Raw genomic sequence first — 16,936 nt, forward strand, 5'->3', positions numbered from 1 at the left:
TCTAGAACATTTTTTGAAGAATGTTTAACCGCAAGAACAATTCAAAACCGGCTTACGCGCAGCCTGTGTCTCATCCAAACGGCTAATCTCTGTGGTATGCGGTGCGTTGATTACGATTTCCGGTGTCTCCTGCGCTTCTTTCACAATCTGAATCATCGTATCGATGAAGCCGTCCAGTGTTTCTTTACTTTCGGTTTCCGTCGGCTCGATCATCATACATTCCTCAACAGTCAGAGGGAAGTACACAGTTGGCGGGTGGTAGCCGAAGTCGAGCAATCGTTTAGCAACGTCTAAGGTGCGCACGCCATATTGCTTGAGGTTTTTGCCGGACATCACGAATTCATGCTTACATACACCCGGATATGGGATTTCAAAATACGGCGCCAGACGGTGCATCATATAGTTGGCATTCAGCACAGCATTTTCAGATACCTCACGCAGTCCGTCTGGACCATAGGTGCGGATATAGGCATAGGCACGTACCAGAATACCAAAGTTTCCATAAAAAGCTTTCACGCGTCCAATGGATTCAGGACCACCGAAGTGAAGTGAGAAGCTGCTATCTTCATTCTTCACCACAGTAGGTTGTGGCAAGAATGGAATGAGGATAGATTTTACGCCGACTGGTCCGGCTCCAGGGCCGCCACCGCCATGTGGGGTACTCATTGTCTTATGCAAGTTCAGATGTACAACGTCAAAGCCCATGTCGCCAGGGCGGGTAATGCCCATAATGGCATTGGAGTTGGCTCCATCGTAATAGAGTAAGCCCCCTGCTTCATGCACGATCTCAGCAATCTCGACGATTTGGGTTTCGAACAAGCCGAGTGTGCTTGGATTAGTTAGCATTAGTGCGGCTGTGTCGCTACCGACGGCTGCTTTCAGTGCTTCAAGATCGACCATTCCTTTATCTGTGGAAGGGATCGTGATCGTTTCAAGTCCTGCTGCTGAGGCACTAGCAGGATTGGTTCCGTGCGAGGAATCCGGCACGATAACCTTAGTGCGGGTCTCACGGCGACTTTCATGGTAGGCGCGGATCATCATGAGGCCGGTCCATTCACCATGAGCACCTGCGGCAGGCTGTAAGGATACTGCATCCATGCCCGTCAGCGCGGACAGATCATTTTGCAGGGTATACATTAATTCCAGTGCGCCTTGAATACTTTCTTCTGGTTGGTAGGGATGAATTTTGGCGAAGCCGGAGAAGCGGGCAACATCTTCGTTAATCTTCGGATTGTATTTCATCGTGCATGAACCGAGTGGATAGAAGCCATTGTCTACACCAAAGTTGCGACGTGAAAGAGAAGTGTAGTGGCGAATGACATCCACTTCCGATACTTCTGGAAGTACGACGGGTTCGCTACGGAGTAAACCTGATGGAATCAGAGACTCCAAGGTTTCTTCCTGTGGTACATCGCATAGTGGCAAAGAATAGGCCGAACGGCCGGGACGGCTTAATTCAAAAATTAGACTTTGCTCCGGTTTCATAAACAGCCCTCCAGTGCGCTAGCGAATTGGTCGATTTCGGTTTTGCTTCTTTTTTCCGTTACGGCAACCAGCATATGTCCAGCAAGTTCAGGATAATCACGGCCCAGATCATAACCGCCGAGATAACCTTCCTTCAGCAGCTTCGAATTAATAGCGCTCACGCTGCTGCCTTCAGGAAGCTTCACGATAAATTCGTTAAAGAACGGGGAGGAGAAGGCAAGTTCAGCACCTGTTAGTCCGCTAAGTTTATTAGCAGCGTAATGGCTTTTGCGAATGTTTAGCTCGCCTACTTCACGCATGCCTTCTTTGCCCATAACGGACAAGTAGACGGATGCGCAGAGAGCCAGCAGCGCCTGATTAGAGCAGATATTGGATGTCGCTTTTTCACGACGAATATGCTGTTCACGCGCTTGAAGTGTAAGAACGAAGCCGCGTTTACCGTTACGGTCTACCGTTTGGCCAACGATCCGGCCTGGCATGCGGCGCATCAGGTGATCAGCTACGGCAAAGAATCCGCAAGTTGGACCCCCGAGAGAAGCTGGAATACCGAGTGGTTGAGCATCACCGACTACGATGTCGGCTCCAAGTTTGCCGGGAGCTTCAAGTACACCAAGAGCTATTGGGTTCGCGCTGACTACAAGAAGACCTTTAACCGCGTGGATCAGCGGCTCAACCGAGCGAAGATCCTCAATGCTACCGAAGAAGTTAGGCGATTGCATCAGTACTGCGGCAGTATCACCATCGATAGCTTCAGCAAGCTTAGCTTGATCGGTAACACCGTCTTTATAGTCAATCTCCACCACCTCCAGACCCCAAGCATTAGCCGAAGTACGTAGCACTTGGCGAGCCTCAGGATGAACGGTACGGGAGACGATTAATTTTTTGCGTTTGGTAGCGCCAGCCGCGAGAACCGCTGCTTCGGATAAAGCTGTAGCGCCATCATACATACTGGCATTGGCAACTTTCATACCGGTTAGTTCGCAAATGTAGGATTGGAATTCGAAGATCGCTTGCAGCTCACCTTGGCTGATCTCCGGTTGATAAGGAGTGTAGGCAGTGTAGAATTCAGAACGGGAAATGACATGGTTGATGACCACAGGGATGTGATGATCGTATAATCCGGCGCCGAGGAAGCTGGCGTGAGAATCAAAGTCGGCATTTTGGTCAGCCAAACCTTTCATATGGCGCAGCAGGGCGTATTCATCGAGTGGTTCAGACATCGGCATAGTGCCTTGGTAACGTACCGCTTCAGGAATATCGGAGAACAGCTCATCTATAGACTGAATCCCGACGGCCTCCATCATCTCTACGCGGTCCTGTTCTGTCATGGGCAGATAACGGTGCTTCATTAAGGTTTCACTCCTTGGCTTTTTTAAAATATAAGAAAGTACAATTTTCACGCTATACTTTATTCTTCTATTTCTCGCTTAAAAGCTCACCGTCCTTATATGGACGCTAAAGGCGTTTATACTTGTAAAAAGGGGCCTTAATCACTACAGCCTTAAGCTGCTTACCGCGTATCTCCACGTAAACCTCTGTGCCTATTTCACTGTAATTAGCATCAAGCAAAGCCAACCCCAGGTTACGTTTCAGCGTAGGGGACTGTGTTCCGGTTGTGACCTCACCAATCTTAACGCCATCTGCCCAGACAGGATAATGGGAGCGTGGAATGCCTCGATCAATCATTTCTAGGCCGACAAGGCGTCGGGGAATGCCAGCTTCTTTTTGCTGTATTAGTGCATCGCGTCCGATAAAGTCTATTTTGTCCAGCTTCACGAAGAACTGTACTCCTGCTTCAAGCGGGGTGATGTCAGCGGATAGCTCCTGACCGTACAGTGGTAATTTTGCCTCAAAACGCAGGGTATCCCGTGCACCCAGTCCAGCAGGTGTTAATCCGTGGGGCGCGCCTGCTGCAAGCAGTCCGTTCCATAACGTTTCTGCACCTTCCAGCGGAGCGTAAATCTCGAAGCCATCTTCACCGGTATAACCCGTACGGGAGATAAGTACCTCTACACCGCAAACGGTGGCGCGTTCGATGAAATGGAAAGGCTTGAGTGTTGAAATAGGAGCATCAGTAACTTCCGCGAGAATGGTTTCTGCCAGAGGACCCTGCAAGGCGAGCAAAAGCGTCTCGTCAGAGACATTAGTAAGCGTGACTTCGCCGAATTCAGAGGTCAAATGCTCTTGCAGCCACTGGAAGTCTTTGTCGATGTTGGAGGCATTAACGACGAGCATATAATGCTCTTCGCTTAGGCGATACACGAGTAGATCGTCGACAACTCCGCCATTTGGATAACACAGCAGCGTATATTGCGCAGCACCATCTGTGAGGCGGCTGACATCATTGGTTGTCATTTTTTGCAAAAAGGCTTCTGCACCGCTCCCAATCACCATGAATTCACCCATATGCGAGACATCGAACAGCCCAGCCTGCTGGCGAACGGCTTCATGCTCTTTTACGATACCTGTAAACTGTACTGGCAGCTCCCAGCCACCGAATTCAATGCATCTGGACTCCGCATAAGCGGAATAGAGATCATAAAAAGGTGTTCTTCTCAAAGCATCCATGTCGTCACTCCCTTTGATCTGATTACATACGAAAAAAGGACAGGCAGAAGCAATCATGCATAAATGCACAAATTGCTTTCTGCTCTGTCCTTTGTACCTGAGAGTTACCCTGCTGTAACTAGCTTGCAGGTTTCCCCGTTGGTGATCTGACGCATCTAGCCTTGCGTCTGATGCTCTCCAGAGATACGTCCGACAAAGGTCCTTTTGCCTGAGAGATTCACCCCTGTTAGGGCTTACTCCTTCGGCGCCGTCTTCAAGTGAGACAGTCTCTCCCTATGCCATCATCCGCAACTATATTTATTTCAAATATAAGAAAGTATATGGTTCACATTATACATTATCCTTATATTTCTCCGAGAAACGGTGATTGTCTATAAAAAGACGACAACGTCGTTTCTTCTTGTATGTCTCCATTAAACGGGTATAGTCGGGCGCTGTCAACAAGAAAACGTCGAAAAAATGACAAATTTAAATTTCCTGTTAGTAATATTGACATTGTGAGCCGGGATAACTTAGGCTATAACTAAATTTAGAACTCCAAATTGGAAATGAGGCGGCTTGAAATGAGTGAAGTATTAGACAACCTTCTTTACAGCGAAGAGCATGAATGGGCACAGCAAGTAGAAGGGCGAGTAGTACGTGTTGGGATTACGGACCATGCTCAGCATTTATTAGGCGACATCGTATTTGTTGAGTTTCCTGAGGTGGGATCGACCATTTCGGCCGGTGACAGCGTAGGCAGTATCGAATCCGTTAAGACGGTATCGGAATTGTATTCGCCCGTCTCTGGGACGGTTACCAAGGTGAATGATGGATTAGAAGCTAGTCCGGAGCTTATCAATGATCAGCCATATGGCGGGGGTTGGATTTTTGAGATTGAAGTTGATGGAGAATATGCTGATGCTGTAAAAGGTCTGTTAGATGCAGCCGGTTATAGCGCGTTAGTTGCTGAATAATTGGAAATTGGGGACGGGAAATAGTCTGATCAAGTGTGATGTTTTTAGCAGCAAGTTTCTGTGATTTGGGGACTTGCTGTTTGTGTTTCTTATGTAGATTGTGCGAGTATTCGTAAACTCAATCGAATGGTTTGAGGGTCTAGTGGAGTATGAAATTAGGGAAAACCTCCCTCATTTTAGACGATTATAGCGTGAGAGTTAGGGTTTTAGGGAATTCCTCCCTAATCATCTCGGTAAAACCACTATTTCAGACTAAAAAGAGTAATAATCAGGGAGAAATTCCCTCATTCCGCGATTGGATACGATAATAGGTGAATAATCAGGGAGGTTTTCCCAAATTATTAGGTGAAACCCCATTATTGGTCAATGTGGCAATTGAAATGGCCTTAGCCGCCGAACTTAGCTCTGAGCACAAACAACTATATTTTATTCCACCTCTTGAAGCTGTCGAAGGACAATGATCTCTACACGTCGATTTTTCTGTTTGCCTGCTACTGTAGTATTATCTGCTGTTGGTCGGGTATCGGCATAACCTGCATATTGAAAAGTGTCCGGGTTCAGTCCTTCATTATCTAAGAAAAAGCGCAGCACAGAAAGCGCACGAGCACCCGATAGCTCCCAATTGTCGTTATAACGGGAAGCTGATGACACTGGTGTATTATCCGTATGTCCTTCAATGCTGATCGTTGCCCCGATATCTTTGAATAAGCCAGACAATTGCTGAAGAGCAGGAAGGGCTGGTGACTTCACATCTGCTTTACCCACATCAAAAAGAAAACGGTCGCTGAGCGTGATTTCTATGCCCTGCGGTTTGTCGGCTACAAATATTTGTTCACCGAGATTATTCTCCTCCACATAGTGGGTGATCACACCCATTAACTCAGCAAGCTTCGCCTCTTGTTCTCGAAAAGCCAACTCCCGTGCTGAAGGTGTTTCATTCTCCGTTTGTTCATCAGAACCGTCATTTGGTTTTGCAGTTGCGTTCGCATTCCCATCTGTACTCTCTGGTTTGTTGTCAGGGGTCTGTCCAGCATCTAAAATACCATCTCCGCCTTCAAGAACAGTGCTGCTCGACTTGAAAGTCTGGGATAAAGAGCCGGTTACGATATTGTATTTGTCAGTGTCCAGGCTGCTCATCGCATACAATATAACGAAAAATATAAGTAAAAGCGTAATTAGATCTGCGTAAGTAATCATCCAACGATCACGGCTTTCTCGATTCTCTACCCGCCGTTTGCGCCGGTCTCTTTGTCTCATATAAAACCTCTTGCTTCTGCACGGTCATCTGTGGTGGTGTCTGAAATGAAGGAGTTCAGTTTTTTACGCACCAGCAGCGGATGATCCCCGTTCTGTAGAGAAAGAATGCCTACTAGCAGCATCTCCATGCTATGCAGCTCACTTTGGCTGCGGGATTTGATTTTGGAAGCAATGGGTAAAAATATTAGATTAGCGATGGCTACTCCGTATAGTGTTGCAGTGAACGCTACTGCGATAGAGGTACCTAGATTTGAGGGGTCTGTAAGGTTGCCCAGTACCCTAATGAGTCCCATAACTGTACCGATGATCCCCATCGTTGGAGCATATCCGCCAGCGGCTTCAAAAATCTTGGCGTAGCTTTCATGCTTCAATTCTTTCGCATCCATTTCCAATTCCAAAATCTGTCTTACCTGCTCAGGGTCAGTGCCATCGACGATAAGCAACAGTCCTTCGCGCGTAAAAGAATCGGGATGTGCTTCCGCTTGTTTTTCGAGCATTAAAACGCCGCCGCGGCGGGCCACTGTGGCCATTGCGATAAGCTCTTCGGCTTTCTCTTCATCACGTTCAGGATTGCGGCCAAAAGCCATGCGCAGAGCGGTGGGGATGGAGCGTAGCTTAGCTGCCGGGAAGCTGATCATTACGGCGGCAATCGTACCTCCAAATACAATCAAAGCTGCGTTAAGCTGCAGCAGTCCGGAAAGGCTTCCGCCTTCCCAGAGGTAGCCGCCGATTAGCGCAGCCAGTCCGGCCACTAGGCCGATTATTGCGGTAATATCCATGCTTCAAGCTCCTAACATTTCTGTGTATTATGGTTTGCATCGATCTAAGCAACACTGTATAATGAACGGGAACACATATTCTTATCTTCCATATTTTTTACTGTCGTATGGAGAGAGAAGATTCAGACAACAATTATAATATATTAATCTAGTTTAGACGATAGAGGGGAGTCGGGCAAATGAGTGATATTGTCGTCAGTACGAAGACTTTTGAATTGGAGTCCGAGTATACACCCCAGGGCGATCAGCCTCATGCCATAGATGAATTACTACAAGGCATCCGGCAGGGTAAGAAGCACCAGACGCTGCTGGGAGCGACAGGTACAGGGAAGACCTTTACTGTCGCGCAAGTTATTTCCAAATTAAATCGCCCCACGCTGGTTATTGCGCATAACAAGACACTGGCTGCCCAGCTGGCAAGTGAGTTTAAGGAGTTTTTCCCGAATAATTCGGTAGACTATTTCGTCAGCTACTACGACTATTACCAACCAGAGGCGTACATTCCCTCCTCCGATACTTATATTGAGAAAGATTCCAGCATTAACGAAGAGATTGATAAACTTCGCCACTCCGCGACAAGCTCCTTGTTCGAACGGCGTGACGTTATTATTGTAGCGAGTGTGTCTTGTATTTACGGTCTCGGTTCACCAATGGAATACGGAAGCTTGCTATTGTCCTTGCGGGTTGGGATGGAGAAGCCGCGCAATGAGATTCTGAGCAGACTGGTGGATATTCAATACCAGCGCAATGATATCAATTTTGTACGCGGAACATTCCGTGTACGTGGTGATGTGGTTGAGATTTTCCCGGCCTCTCAGGGTGAACATGCGATTCGCGTTGAATTGTTTGGCGATGAAATTGAGCGGATCACTGAAATTGATGTTTTAACGGGTGAATTGATCGGTGAACGCGACCATGTTGCCATTTTTCCGGCTTCTCACTTTGTTACCAAGGAAGAAACGATGCGTGTAGCAATAGTCAATATTGAACGGGAGCTGGAAGAGCGGCTGACCGTGCTTCGTGACGCAGGCAAGCTTCTGGAAGCGCAACGTCTGGAACAACGGACACGTTACGACATTGAGATGATGAAGGAAGTGGGTTTCTGTTCGGGGATCGAGAACTATTCCGGGCCGCTAACCTTCAGGGAGCCAGGAGCAACTCCATATACGTTAATGGATTATTTTCCTGATGATATGTTAATCGTCGTAGATGAATCCCATGTTACCCTTCCGCAAATTCGGGCGATGTATAACGGTGACCGGGCGCGTAAGACAGTGTTGGTAGAGCATGGTTTCCGTTTGCCGTCTGCACTGGATAACCGTCCGCTTCAGTTCGAAGAGTTCGAAGATAAAGTGAATCAAATCATATATGTCTCCGCGACACCTGGACCTTATGAAATGGAACACTGCGAGACTATGGTGCAGCAGATTATCCGTCCGACTGGTCTATTGGATCCAATCATCGAGGTCCGTCCTACAGAAGGCCAGATCGATGATCTGATTAGCGAAATCCGTGACCGGGTTGAACGCGATGAACGTGTACTCGTTACCACTTTGACGAAGAAGATGTCGGAGGATCTGACAGACTACTTTAAGGAAATCGGTATTAAGGTTCGTTATATGCACTCTGACATCAAAACACTGGAACGGATGGCGATCTTGCGGGATCTTCGTCTCGGTACGTTCCATGTACTGGTAGGGATTAACCTTCTGAGAGAAGGTCTCGACCTACCGGAGGTATCTTTAGTTGCAATTCTCGATGCCGATAAAGAAGGGTTCCTTCGTTCCGAACGTTCACTAATTCAGACGATTGGCCGTGCGGCTCGTAACTCTGAGGGTCGTGTAATCATGTATGGTGATCGGATCACTGATTCGATGGAGAAAGCAATGAGCGAAACATCGCGCCGTCGCGCCATTCAGATTGCCCATAATGAGAAACATGGCATCACCCCAACCACTATTAATAAAAAAGTGCGTGACATCATCGAGGCAACGAAGGTTGCTGAGTCTAAAGCTGATTATCTCACAGGTGTTGGTGGCAAGATGAATAAGAAAGAAAAACAAAGTCTGATCCAGCGTCTGGAAGCTGAAATGAAGGACGCTGCCAAGAACCTGCAATTTGAACGCGCGGCAGAGCTACGCGACGCATTGCTGGAGCTTCGGGCTGAGTAATAAACCATCAATGCATCACCGATATTTAAAATAGGTATTGAACGGTGCTGTCCTAGACCGTTCTTTTTGAATCAATAGAGGGTCGCGTATCCCGCGATGTTTATCGCACTTAAGCGTATCCGCAGGGACAGCGCCCGAAATGCACTTGGCACTTATGCGTATCCCGCAGGGACAGCACCATGCAACGTCTATGACAGTTGCATGTACCTAGCTTTAGTTAGTGCGGTAACGTCCAAGTGGTCCCGTAGGGATAAGCGCTCTGAGCATTATAGTCACTAAGTTACGTCCCACCATACTCCTTCTCCAGAAAATGCGGGTGTCCAGAGGGTGCAACCCTTGGGGCCCTCCCTTGGAAGGGAGGGTTTGGGAGGGATCGAAAGGCTTTGAAAAGGCTTTGAGAATATTTTGAAATAAAGTTGAAATAGTTTTTTAAAGGAGAGGTTCCGTTGGCGAACGAAAATATTGTAATTAAAGGCGCGAGGGCGCACAATCTCAAAAACATCGATGTGACGATTCCACGTGACCGTTTCGTCGTGCTGACGGGACTTAGCGGCTCAGGTAAATCATCGCTTGCATTTGATACGATTTATGCTGAAGGACAACGGCGTTATGTTGAATCTTTGTCGGCTTATGCACGTCAGTTTTTGGGACAAATGGAGAAACCAGATGTGGATTCAATTGATGGTTTGTCCCCGGCGATATCTATAGATCAGAAGACAACAAGCCGGAACCCACGCTCCACGGTAGGTACAGTGACGGAGATTTATGACTATTTGCGGTTGCTCTTTGCACGTATTGGTCATCCCCATTGCCCAGAGCATGGTATTGAGATTACCTCCCAGACCGTTGAACAGATGGTAGACCGGATTATGCAGTATCCGGAGAAAACCCGGTTGCAGATCCTGGCGCCAATCATTTCAGGACGTAAAGGTGAGCATAAAGGGCTCTTCACAGATATCTCCAAGCAAGGCTTCGTACGTGTGCGTGTGGACGGGGAGCTAAGAGATCTGTCTGAGGATATTGAACTAGAAAAGAATAAAAAACATACAATAGAAGTTGTGGTAGACCGGATCGTTGTTAAAGACGATGTGGAGACCCGGCTGACGGATTCACTGGAGACGGCGCTTAAGCTTTCGGGCGGTAAAATCCTTGTGGATATCATCGGCCAGGAAGAGCTGCTTTTCAGTTCTAACTTTGCTTGTCCAATTTGTGGTTTTAGTATTGAAGAGTTGGCACCACGGATGTTCTCTTTCAACAGTCCGTTTGGAGCTTGTACAGAGTGCGATGGACTTGGCATGAAGATGGTGGTCGATCCAGATCTGCTTATTCCTGATGCTGAGAAATCCATTGAAGAAGGTGCTTTTTTAGCTTGGACTGGAAGTACTTCTAATTACTATCCGCAATTTCTGAAGTCGGTTTGTGAACACTTTAAAATTCCTCAGAACGTTCCGGTAAGCAGTCTGACACCTGATCATATGAATAAGTTACTGAACGGTACAGGCAGTGAGAAAGTCCGCTTCCGTTATGAAAATGATTTCGGTCAAAAGAAAGATGCGATGGTTGCTTTTGAAGGGATTATCCCTAACCTCGAGCGGCGTTACCGTGAAACTGCTTCGGATGGTATTCGTGAATTTATCGAAGGATTTATGAGTGCTAAGCCATGTCATGTATGTAAAGGTAAACGTCTGAAAAAAGAAATATTAGCTGTGACTATCAATGATCATAATATTTCTGATGTTACGGACCTTTCAATAGGAGACTGCCAGCATTGGTTTGAAGAGATAAAATTGAGCGAAAAAGAAACAGCCATCGCCAATCTCATTCTAAAAGAGATCTGCAATCGGCTTGGATTCCTTGTGAATGTGGGCTTGGATTATTTGACGCTTAGCCGTGCGGCGGGTTCTCTTTCCGGTGGTGAGGCGCAGCGTATTCGGTTGGCTACTCAGATTGGTTCAAGTCTCATGGGTGTATTGTACATTCTGGATGAGCCAAGTATTGGCTTGCATCAACGGGACAATGATCGCCTGATCTCTACGCTTGCGCATATGCGCGATCTAGGCAACACGCTAATTGTTGTAGAGCATGATGAAGATACGATGATGGCAGCAGATTATATTATTGATATTGGTCCGGGCGCAGGTATTCATGGTGGACAAGTTATGGCTCAAGGGACGCCAGAAGAGATTATGAAAGATCCGAATTCATTAACGGGTGAATATTTAAGCGGACGTAAATTTATTCCGGTTACTGCTAAACGCCGTCCTACCGATGATCGCTGGGTAGAAATACGTGGTGCTAAAGAGAATAACCTGAAAAATGTGAATGTGAAGATTCCATTAGGTGTATTTACAGCGGTGACAGGTGTATCGGGTTCCGGTAAATCCTCGCTTATCAACGAGATTCTTTACAAGAGTTTAGCACGGCAGCTGAATAAGGCTGTGAAGGTGCGTCCTGGTCAGCATAAAGAAATTCGAGGACTAGAAAATCTCGATAAAGTTATTGAAATCGATCAGTCGCCAATCGGGCGGACGCCGCGCTCCAACCCAGCAACCTATACAGGTGTATTCGATGACATCCGTGATCTGTTCTCCAAGACAAATGAGGCTAAGGTACGTGGTTTCCAAAAGGGACGCTTCAGCTTTAACGTAAAAGGCGGACGTTGTGAAGCTTGCCGTGGAGACGGGATCATTAAGATTGAGATGCACTTCTTGCCGGACGTATACGTCCCTTGCGAAGTATGTAAAGGCAAACGGTATAACCGGGAAACACTAGAAGTGAAATATAAAGGCAAAAACATTTCAGATGTGTTAGAGATGACGGTAGAGGACGCAACAGAGTTTTTTGTAAATATCCCGCGTATCCATCGTAAAATGCAAACACTGATGGATGTAGGCCTTGGTTATATTAAGATTGGTCAACCAGGAACCACTTTATCCGGTGGTGAAGCACAGCGGGTAAAATTGGCTTCTGAGCTCTATCGTCGCAGCACGGGTAAAACACTTTATATTTTGGATGAGCCTACGACAGGCCTGCATGTAGATGATATTGGTCGTCTGCTTGAGGTATTGCATCGCTTGGTGGATTCCGGAGAATCGGTTCTTGTTATTGAACATAATCTGGATGTAATCAAGACAGCGGATTATATCATCGATATGGGACCAGAAGGTGGTAGCGGTGGTGGTACCGTCCTGGCAACAGGGACACCGGAGAAGATCATTACAGTCACAGAGTCTTACACAGGTAAGTATCTGAAGCCGGTTCTGATTCGTGATACAGAGCGGACCGAAGCGCTTATGCTTGAGACGGCGGAAACCCTCTAAATAAACAGTAAGTAATATAACCTATGTATAATAAGGCCTCGGTATCTTGCCGGGGCTTTTATTGTAGGTTGTAAGCAATAATTTTCACAGGGGAAATATAAAACAAATAACAACGAACAGCTAACCTCGTCCTCTAGAATGGAGTCAAGGCCATTTAAGGCATTATAGGATTATCCGGTAATTATACGAAAGATGGATCATAGATATATGATGTGATATTTCTAGCAAAAGTTATACGAATTCTATAGAAAAAATGGATTTAATAATAGGCAAGGTAGGCATATGTAGGACATGTTCGTAGTAAGATTCAATGAGGAGTATTCTGTTGATAGGGTTAGCGGGTAAATTGATTAACGTTAGGGTCAAAAGTTCCTTGAAAACCGAATAATTAATCATTCATATCACTCTATCAAATAACTTTTTATTAGATTAAGGAAAACCTCCCTGAAAATCCGAGTTTTTAGATCATAAAAGGTGAAATCCGGGAAAATGTCTCTAATTATTAGGTGGATTCATTCATATAGCCGGTTTTCTAATGATTTTTAGGGAGGAATTCCCTGATAACCACAAAATGAACTGTTAATCGGACAATTTTAGGGAGAATTTCCCTAATTCATTAAAAACCTAAATTCGAGCCCAGAATTCTAAGTTCTAAGTTCTGTATTTCAATTTTAATTCCAATTCACTGCTCAATTTATTTCATCTCTAAAGCAGTTAACGGAGTTTCTATTGTAACCTTCATGACGATAGAGTTGATTGGGCTCACAGCACTTTTCACTAAGCTGCGCCTAATTGTCAGTGATTAATCTCATCGTTATTACGGATTTTGCAGGGATAAAATATATTTTTTACGACAAATACATAATTTTTCTACAAAACCTATTGCATCGCCCAAATGGTAGCGATAACATAGAAGGTGATATGGGGATTACTGGATTTTGCTTGACAACATTTTTGAGGAGGTAAGGTTATGCTGCTTGCAGAAGTTGCCGCGCAAGGACCGTCTAAATTTCATACCTTTGATGTGTTTATGATTTTATTTACCATCTTGATTTTGGTCGGGGTTGTTCGACTATTGAAAGCTCCCCAGAAGAACAAATTTGCCATTGGTTTTGGAGCCGTTAGCTTGCTGGTTTTTGTGATCTCTGACTATGCCATGGTGATGCATTGGTTAAGTTAATGAAAGAACTAAATTGAACAGCTTTGCACCAAAAGACTCCTTTAACGCCATGGGCGCATTGAAGGCGTCTTTTTTCAAATAATATAATGTAAAATTTATCCATGAGCAAAGAGAGGGTCTGGTGAGGAATGAGGAGTATTGGGGAGAAGCTGGCGAGGAAAGGACTAGGTCTATTACTATGCGGCGTAATGCTGTCAGGAGTATGGAGTCAGTCGGTGTTTGCTTTTGATAGTACTAGTAAGGTGGTCAGTAAAGCGGCGGCAGAAGATCCGATACCTGGAATTATTAAAAGTATCACTCCCTCTGTTGTGGGCATTATCGGCAAAGACGAGAGTGGCGGGAATAGTGGCCCGGATGATCGGTATAATCTGACGCATGGCTCCGGCATCATTGTGAAATCGAACGGATGGATTGTAACCAATGCTCATGTAATCAAGGATCTGCAAAATGCCATAGTAGTCACCTCGGACTCCAAAACCTACAGTGTTAAAGAAACATATCTGGATGAAGTTAGTGATCTTGCGCTGATCAAAATCAATGCCACCCATTTAAAGCCCGCCAAGTTTATTCCAGCAAGTGGCAAAACAGTGGTTGGGGAGAAGGTTATTGCTATCGGAACACCGATTAGCTTTTCTCTACGAAACTCAGCGACAGTAGGCGTTATAAGTGGTCTTAACCGTGAGGTAGATGCGGCTTATCGTCTTATCCAGAGTGACACTGCGATTAATCCCGGAAATAGCGGAGGGCCGCTTGTAAATATGAAAGGTGAGGTGCTGGGAATCAACAGCCTGAAATACTCAGCAGTGGGCGTGGAAAATATGGGGTTTTCGATTCCTGCGAATACTGTGCAGTATATTATGAACCAGCTTTTAAAATATGGTGAGGTGCAGCATCCGAGTCTGGGGCTAGAGCTGGAGGCAAGCTGGTCTACGATTGTGGGATTGCCAACGCTGGACCCGCTGTCCGTCACTAAGGTGGTGTCTTCAGAAGCGCTCAAGTCAGGGGTTGCTGAAGGTGACGTCTTGTATAGCATCGATGGGTATCGTGTGGTCTCACTAGTTGATATTAATGAATTGTTCAAAAGCTACCTGCCGGGAGCAACTGTGCGGCTGGTTATGCAAAGCGATGGGGATATCGTCGTCCGTAAACTCGTGCTCACTCAAGGTGATCCGTTGTTAACCGGAGATGATTATGTAACGGATGGGGACGAGCACGCGGAAGAGTGATTAGCAAACTGGAGAGGGGGACGGTAAATGGTCTTGAAAATTTTAAAACAAGGATTTTGTGCGATGCTGGCCTTATTACTGCTATTTTCTATATTACCCATACAAACAGCATTAGCTTCACAAGGAGATAAGCTACAGCTGAGTCTAAAAGTTGGCAGTACTTCAGCTACGGTGAATGGTAAGAAGGTGGTTATCGAGAGGCCTTATACGGAGAACGGAACGGTTATGGTCCCGCTTGGGGTTTTTAAAAAGACGTTTGGCAGCACTGTTTCCTTAGAGCAGAACAATGTGGTAAAAGTAACCTATGGTGCTCATTCAGGGGCGATGACGATTGGGAGCGATATCGCTTGGAAGGATGGAATCAAAGTTAAACTGGGTTCAGCGCCCCGGATGGTTTCAGACGTGCTGATGGTACCGCTACGTTTTGTAGCTGATGTGTTAGGTGCGACTCTCTCTCAAGGGAGTGGGGGGGAGCTATTGGTTACCCTAGTTCCTATAGACAACGAAGAAGATACGCCAGAGGAGACAGGGATTGACAGCGATGTTGGTAAGACTCAAATTGGAAACAGCTATTTTCAATGGACACTGAATTATCCCTCTGGGCTGATTGCTGGAAATAGCGGTGGAGATGAAAGTGTGGCTACCTTTTCAAGTGCGGACAATCTATATTATGTGGAGATTCATGTAAGTGACCAGGCGGTTGCGGTAGATGCGGATGGGCTGCTGGAACAGCTGGTTCGGGAGGTCGAGGCAGGTGGGGAGTTGATATTGGATCGGGAGTCGTTCCCAAAAGCCGCGGTACCTTATGCTAGATTGATCAGTAAAGATTCCAGTGGAGCGCTCTGGGAAAGCAGACTGTTATATGCTGAAGGTCGACTCTACGAGATTTATTTGACGGATAACAAAGCAGTTAATTATAAGGATTTTGCTAAATATACAGGATTACTTAACTCTTTCCAGCCTTCTTTTGATACTAAAAGTAAAAAAATCCGTGATCTTTCTACGGTGAAAAGTGGATTGCGTGACGCGTACAATGAGGACTATGGAATTTCACTACAGGTTCCCGCAGATTGGAGTAAGGACGACCAGCATCTCTATTACGAGAGTAAGCAGGGAAGTCATCTGAGTGTGGCGGTTACCTCGGCACCTGCTGGTTCTACACTAGAGAGCTGGGCTGAAGATCTGAAAACGAAAACTAAAGAAAACTTTGTAGCGGATGCTTATGTTTTGAAAGACAGCAACAAGTCGGAGATCTCGGGCGTATCCGCACAAATTAATGAGCTACAGCTAAATTACGGCAACGGTGTTACTACAGAGTATCAAGCTCTCATACTCAAAAATGGGTATCGTTATTATTTTGAATATGTAACAGCTGCTGGGCAAGATGACGATAAGGCAAAATTCAAAGCCATCATATCCTCTATTGATATTGATTTTGCTCTGCTGAAGGAGAACTTCGGGCGACTCGCTAGTGATGATTATAAGACGCTCAAAAATAAGACATTAACCAAAGTATCCAAAACCTACGGTTATGCCATTGATATTCCAAGTTTATGGACACCTTATCAGGATATTTTTGAGACGCAGTCGATTGAATATCGGTTCAGCGGAGGACGTCTACAGATCAACTCAAAATCCGAGGGTTCAGTGGATTATACGGTGAATGCACTCAAGGATTCTTATCAAAATAAAAATAATGATCCCAAAGGCTCTCGTATAGAAAGTGTAGTGGAGTCTACCTTTGCGGATGTCCCTGCTACGATCATAACTGCACATCAAATCAAAAATGGCATCCCTCATCGCAGTAAGCAGGTTGTGTTTGGTAAAAATGATGTGGTCTACACGATTACCGTTACGCTGAATGATGCCAATGCCACTGCAGAACAGCAGGCTCTATTAGACAAGACGTTACAATCGTTTCGGTTTACAGGCAGCAAGTAGTTAAAAGAGTACGAATATCGTAGCTGACACACGAATAGAGGCGTATAATTTAA

The 16,936-nt window shown here is 45.8% G+C and carries 11 protein-coding genes and 1 riboswitch; of the genes, 6 read left to right on the top strand and 5 right to left on the bottom strand.

What is annotated here, in order from left to right; translation table 11 throughout:
- Nucleotides 1-24 precede the first annotated feature (24 nt).
- The 3 genes from gcvPB to gcvT form a co-directional block, all read right to left on the bottom strand.
- Complete coding sequence (gcvPB, locus tag MHH60_RS21095) at nucleotides 25-1,485, bottom strand: aminomethyl-transferring glycine dehydrogenase subunit GcvPB (protein ID WP_076137303.1); 1,461 nt, start codon at nucleotides 1,483-1,485, stop codon at nucleotides 25-27.
- Nucleotides 1,482-2,834: an aminomethyl-transferring glycine dehydrogenase subunit GcvPA gene (gene gcvPA, locus MHH60_RS21100; RefSeq protein WP_076137305.1), complete on the bottom strand. Its 1,353-nt coding sequence runs from the start codon at nucleotides 2,832-2,834 to the stop codon at nucleotides 1,482-1,484. Before gcvPA ends, gcvPB begins: the two co-directional genes overlap by 4 nt.
- Before the next feature lie 106 nt (nucleotides 2,835-2,940).
- Nucleotides 2,941-4,053: a glycine cleavage system aminomethyltransferase GcvT gene (gcvT, locus tag MHH60_RS21105; protein ID WP_076137307.1), complete on the bottom strand. Its 1,113-nt coding sequence runs from the start codon at nucleotides 4,051-4,053 to the stop codon at nucleotides 2,941-2,943.
- A 186-nt stretch (nucleotides 4,054-4,239) separates the two neighbouring features.
- A riboswitch (glycine riboswitch) is annotated at nucleotides 4,240-4,338 on the bottom strand.
- Between the two features lie 278 nt (nucleotides 4,339-4,616).
- Between gcvT and gcvH the strand changes: the two genes are divergently transcribed.
- Nucleotides 4,617-5,009, top strand: coding sequence for a glycine cleavage system protein GcvH (gene gcvH / locus MHH60_RS21110; RefSeq protein ID WP_036678614.1), 393 nt, complete (start codon nucleotides 4,617-4,619; stop codon nucleotides 5,007-5,009).
- Between the two features lie 426 nt (nucleotides 5,010-5,435).
- Here gcvH and MHH60_RS21115 read toward each other — a convergent pair whose 3' ends face one another.
- Complete coding sequence (locus MHH60_RS21115; RefSeq protein WP_076137309.1) at nucleotides 5,436-6,266, bottom strand: flagellar motor protein MotB; 831 nt, start codon at nucleotides 6,264-6,266, stop codon at nucleotides 5,436-5,438.
- On the bottom strand, nucleotides 6,263-7,045 hold the full coding sequence (locus MHH60_RS21120) for a flagellar motor protein (protein WP_036678620.1): 783 nt from the start codon (nucleotides 7,043-7,045) through the stop codon (nucleotides 6,263-6,265). Before MHH60_RS21120 ends, MHH60_RS21115 begins: the two co-directional genes overlap by 4 nt.
- 179 nt (nucleotides 7,046-7,224) lie before the next feature.
- Here MHH60_RS21120 and uvrB point away from each other — a divergent pair, with 179 nt between their 5' ends.
- From uvrB to MHH60_RS21145, 5 genes are all read left to right on the top strand, one after another.
- Entirely contained in the window at nucleotides 7,225-9,216 is a 1,992-nt protein-coding gene (gene uvrB / locus MHH60_RS21125; RefSeq protein WP_036678623.1) for an excinuclease ABC subunit UvrB, read from the top strand.
- Between the two features lie 446 nt (nucleotides 9,217-9,662).
- Entirely contained in the window at nucleotides 9,663-12,536 is a 2,874-nt protein-coding gene (gene uvrA / locus MHH60_RS21130) for an excinuclease ABC subunit UvrA (protein WP_076137311.1), read from the top strand.
- Between the two features lie 970 nt (nucleotides 12,537-13,506).
- Nucleotides 13,507-13,716: a DUF2759 family protein gene (locus MHH60_RS21135; protein ID WP_036678627.1), complete on the top strand. Its 210-nt coding sequence runs from the start codon at nucleotides 13,507-13,509 to the stop codon at nucleotides 13,714-13,716.
- A 128-nt stretch (nucleotides 13,717-13,844) separates the two neighbouring features.
- A complete protein-coding gene (locus tag MHH60_RS21140; RefSeq protein WP_081389098.1) occupies nucleotides 13,845-14,942 on the top strand; it encodes a S1C family serine protease in 1,098 nt (365 codons plus the stop codon).
- 27 nt (nucleotides 14,943-14,969) lie between these two features.
- Nucleotides 14,970-16,883 carry a stalk domain-containing protein gene (locus MHH60_RS21145; protein WP_076137313.1) on the top strand — a complete coding sequence of 638 codons (1,914 nt, stop codon included), beginning with the start codon at nucleotides 14,970-14,972 and terminating at the stop codon, nucleotides 16,881-16,883.
- The last annotated feature ends 53 nt before the right edge of the window (nucleotides 16,884-16,936 follow it).

It is taken from the genome of Paenibacillus sp. FSL H7-0716 (genome assembly GCF_038002705.1).
Classification (GTDB): Bacteria; Bacillota; Bacilli; order Paenibacillales; family Paenibacillaceae; genus Paenibacillus_AQ; species Paenibacillus_AQ odorifer.

What these genes read in the sequence shown, in the direction of transcription:
- gcvPB (WP_076137303.1), bottom strand. Translation starts at nt 1,485, where the DNA reads ATGAAACCGGAGCAAAGTCTAATTTTTGAATTAAGCCGTCCCGGCCGT.
- gcvPA (WP_076137305.1), bottom strand. Translation starts at nt 2,834, where the DNA reads ATGAAGCACCGTTATCTGCCCATGACAGAACAGGACCGCGTAGAGATG.
- gcvT (WP_076137307.1), bottom strand. Translation starts at nt 4,053, where the DNA reads ATGGATGCTTTGAGAAGAACACCTTTTTATGATCTCTATTCCGCTTAT.
- gcvH (WP_036678614.1), top strand. Translation starts at nt 4,617, where the DNA reads ATGAGTGAAGTATTAGACAACCTTCTTTACAGCGAAGAGCATGAATGG.
- MHH60_RS21115 (WP_076137309.1), bottom strand. Translation starts at nt 6,266, where the DNA reads ATGAGACAAAGAGACCGGCGCAAACGGCGGGTAGAGAATCGAGAAAGC.
- MHH60_RS21120 (WP_036678620.1), bottom strand. Translation starts at nt 7,045, where the DNA reads ATGGATATTACCGCAATAATCGGCCTAGTGGCCGGACTGGCTGCGCTA.
- uvrB (WP_036678623.1), top strand. Translation starts at nt 7,225, where the DNA reads ATGAGTGATATTGTCGTCAGTACGAAGACTTTTGAATTGGAGTCCGAG.
- MHH60_RS21135 (WP_036678627.1), top strand. Translation starts at nt 13,507, where the DNA reads ATGCTGCTTGCAGAAGTTGCCGCGCAAGGACCGTCTAAATTTCATACC.
- MHH60_RS21140 (WP_081389098.1), top strand. Translation starts at nt 13,845, where the DNA reads ATGAGGAGTATTGGGGAGAAGCTGGCGAGGAAAGGACTAGGTCTATTA.
- MHH60_RS21145 (WP_076137313.1), top strand. Translation starts at nt 14,970, where the DNA reads ATGGTCTTGAAAATTTTAAAACAAGGATTTTGTGCGATGCTGGCCTTA.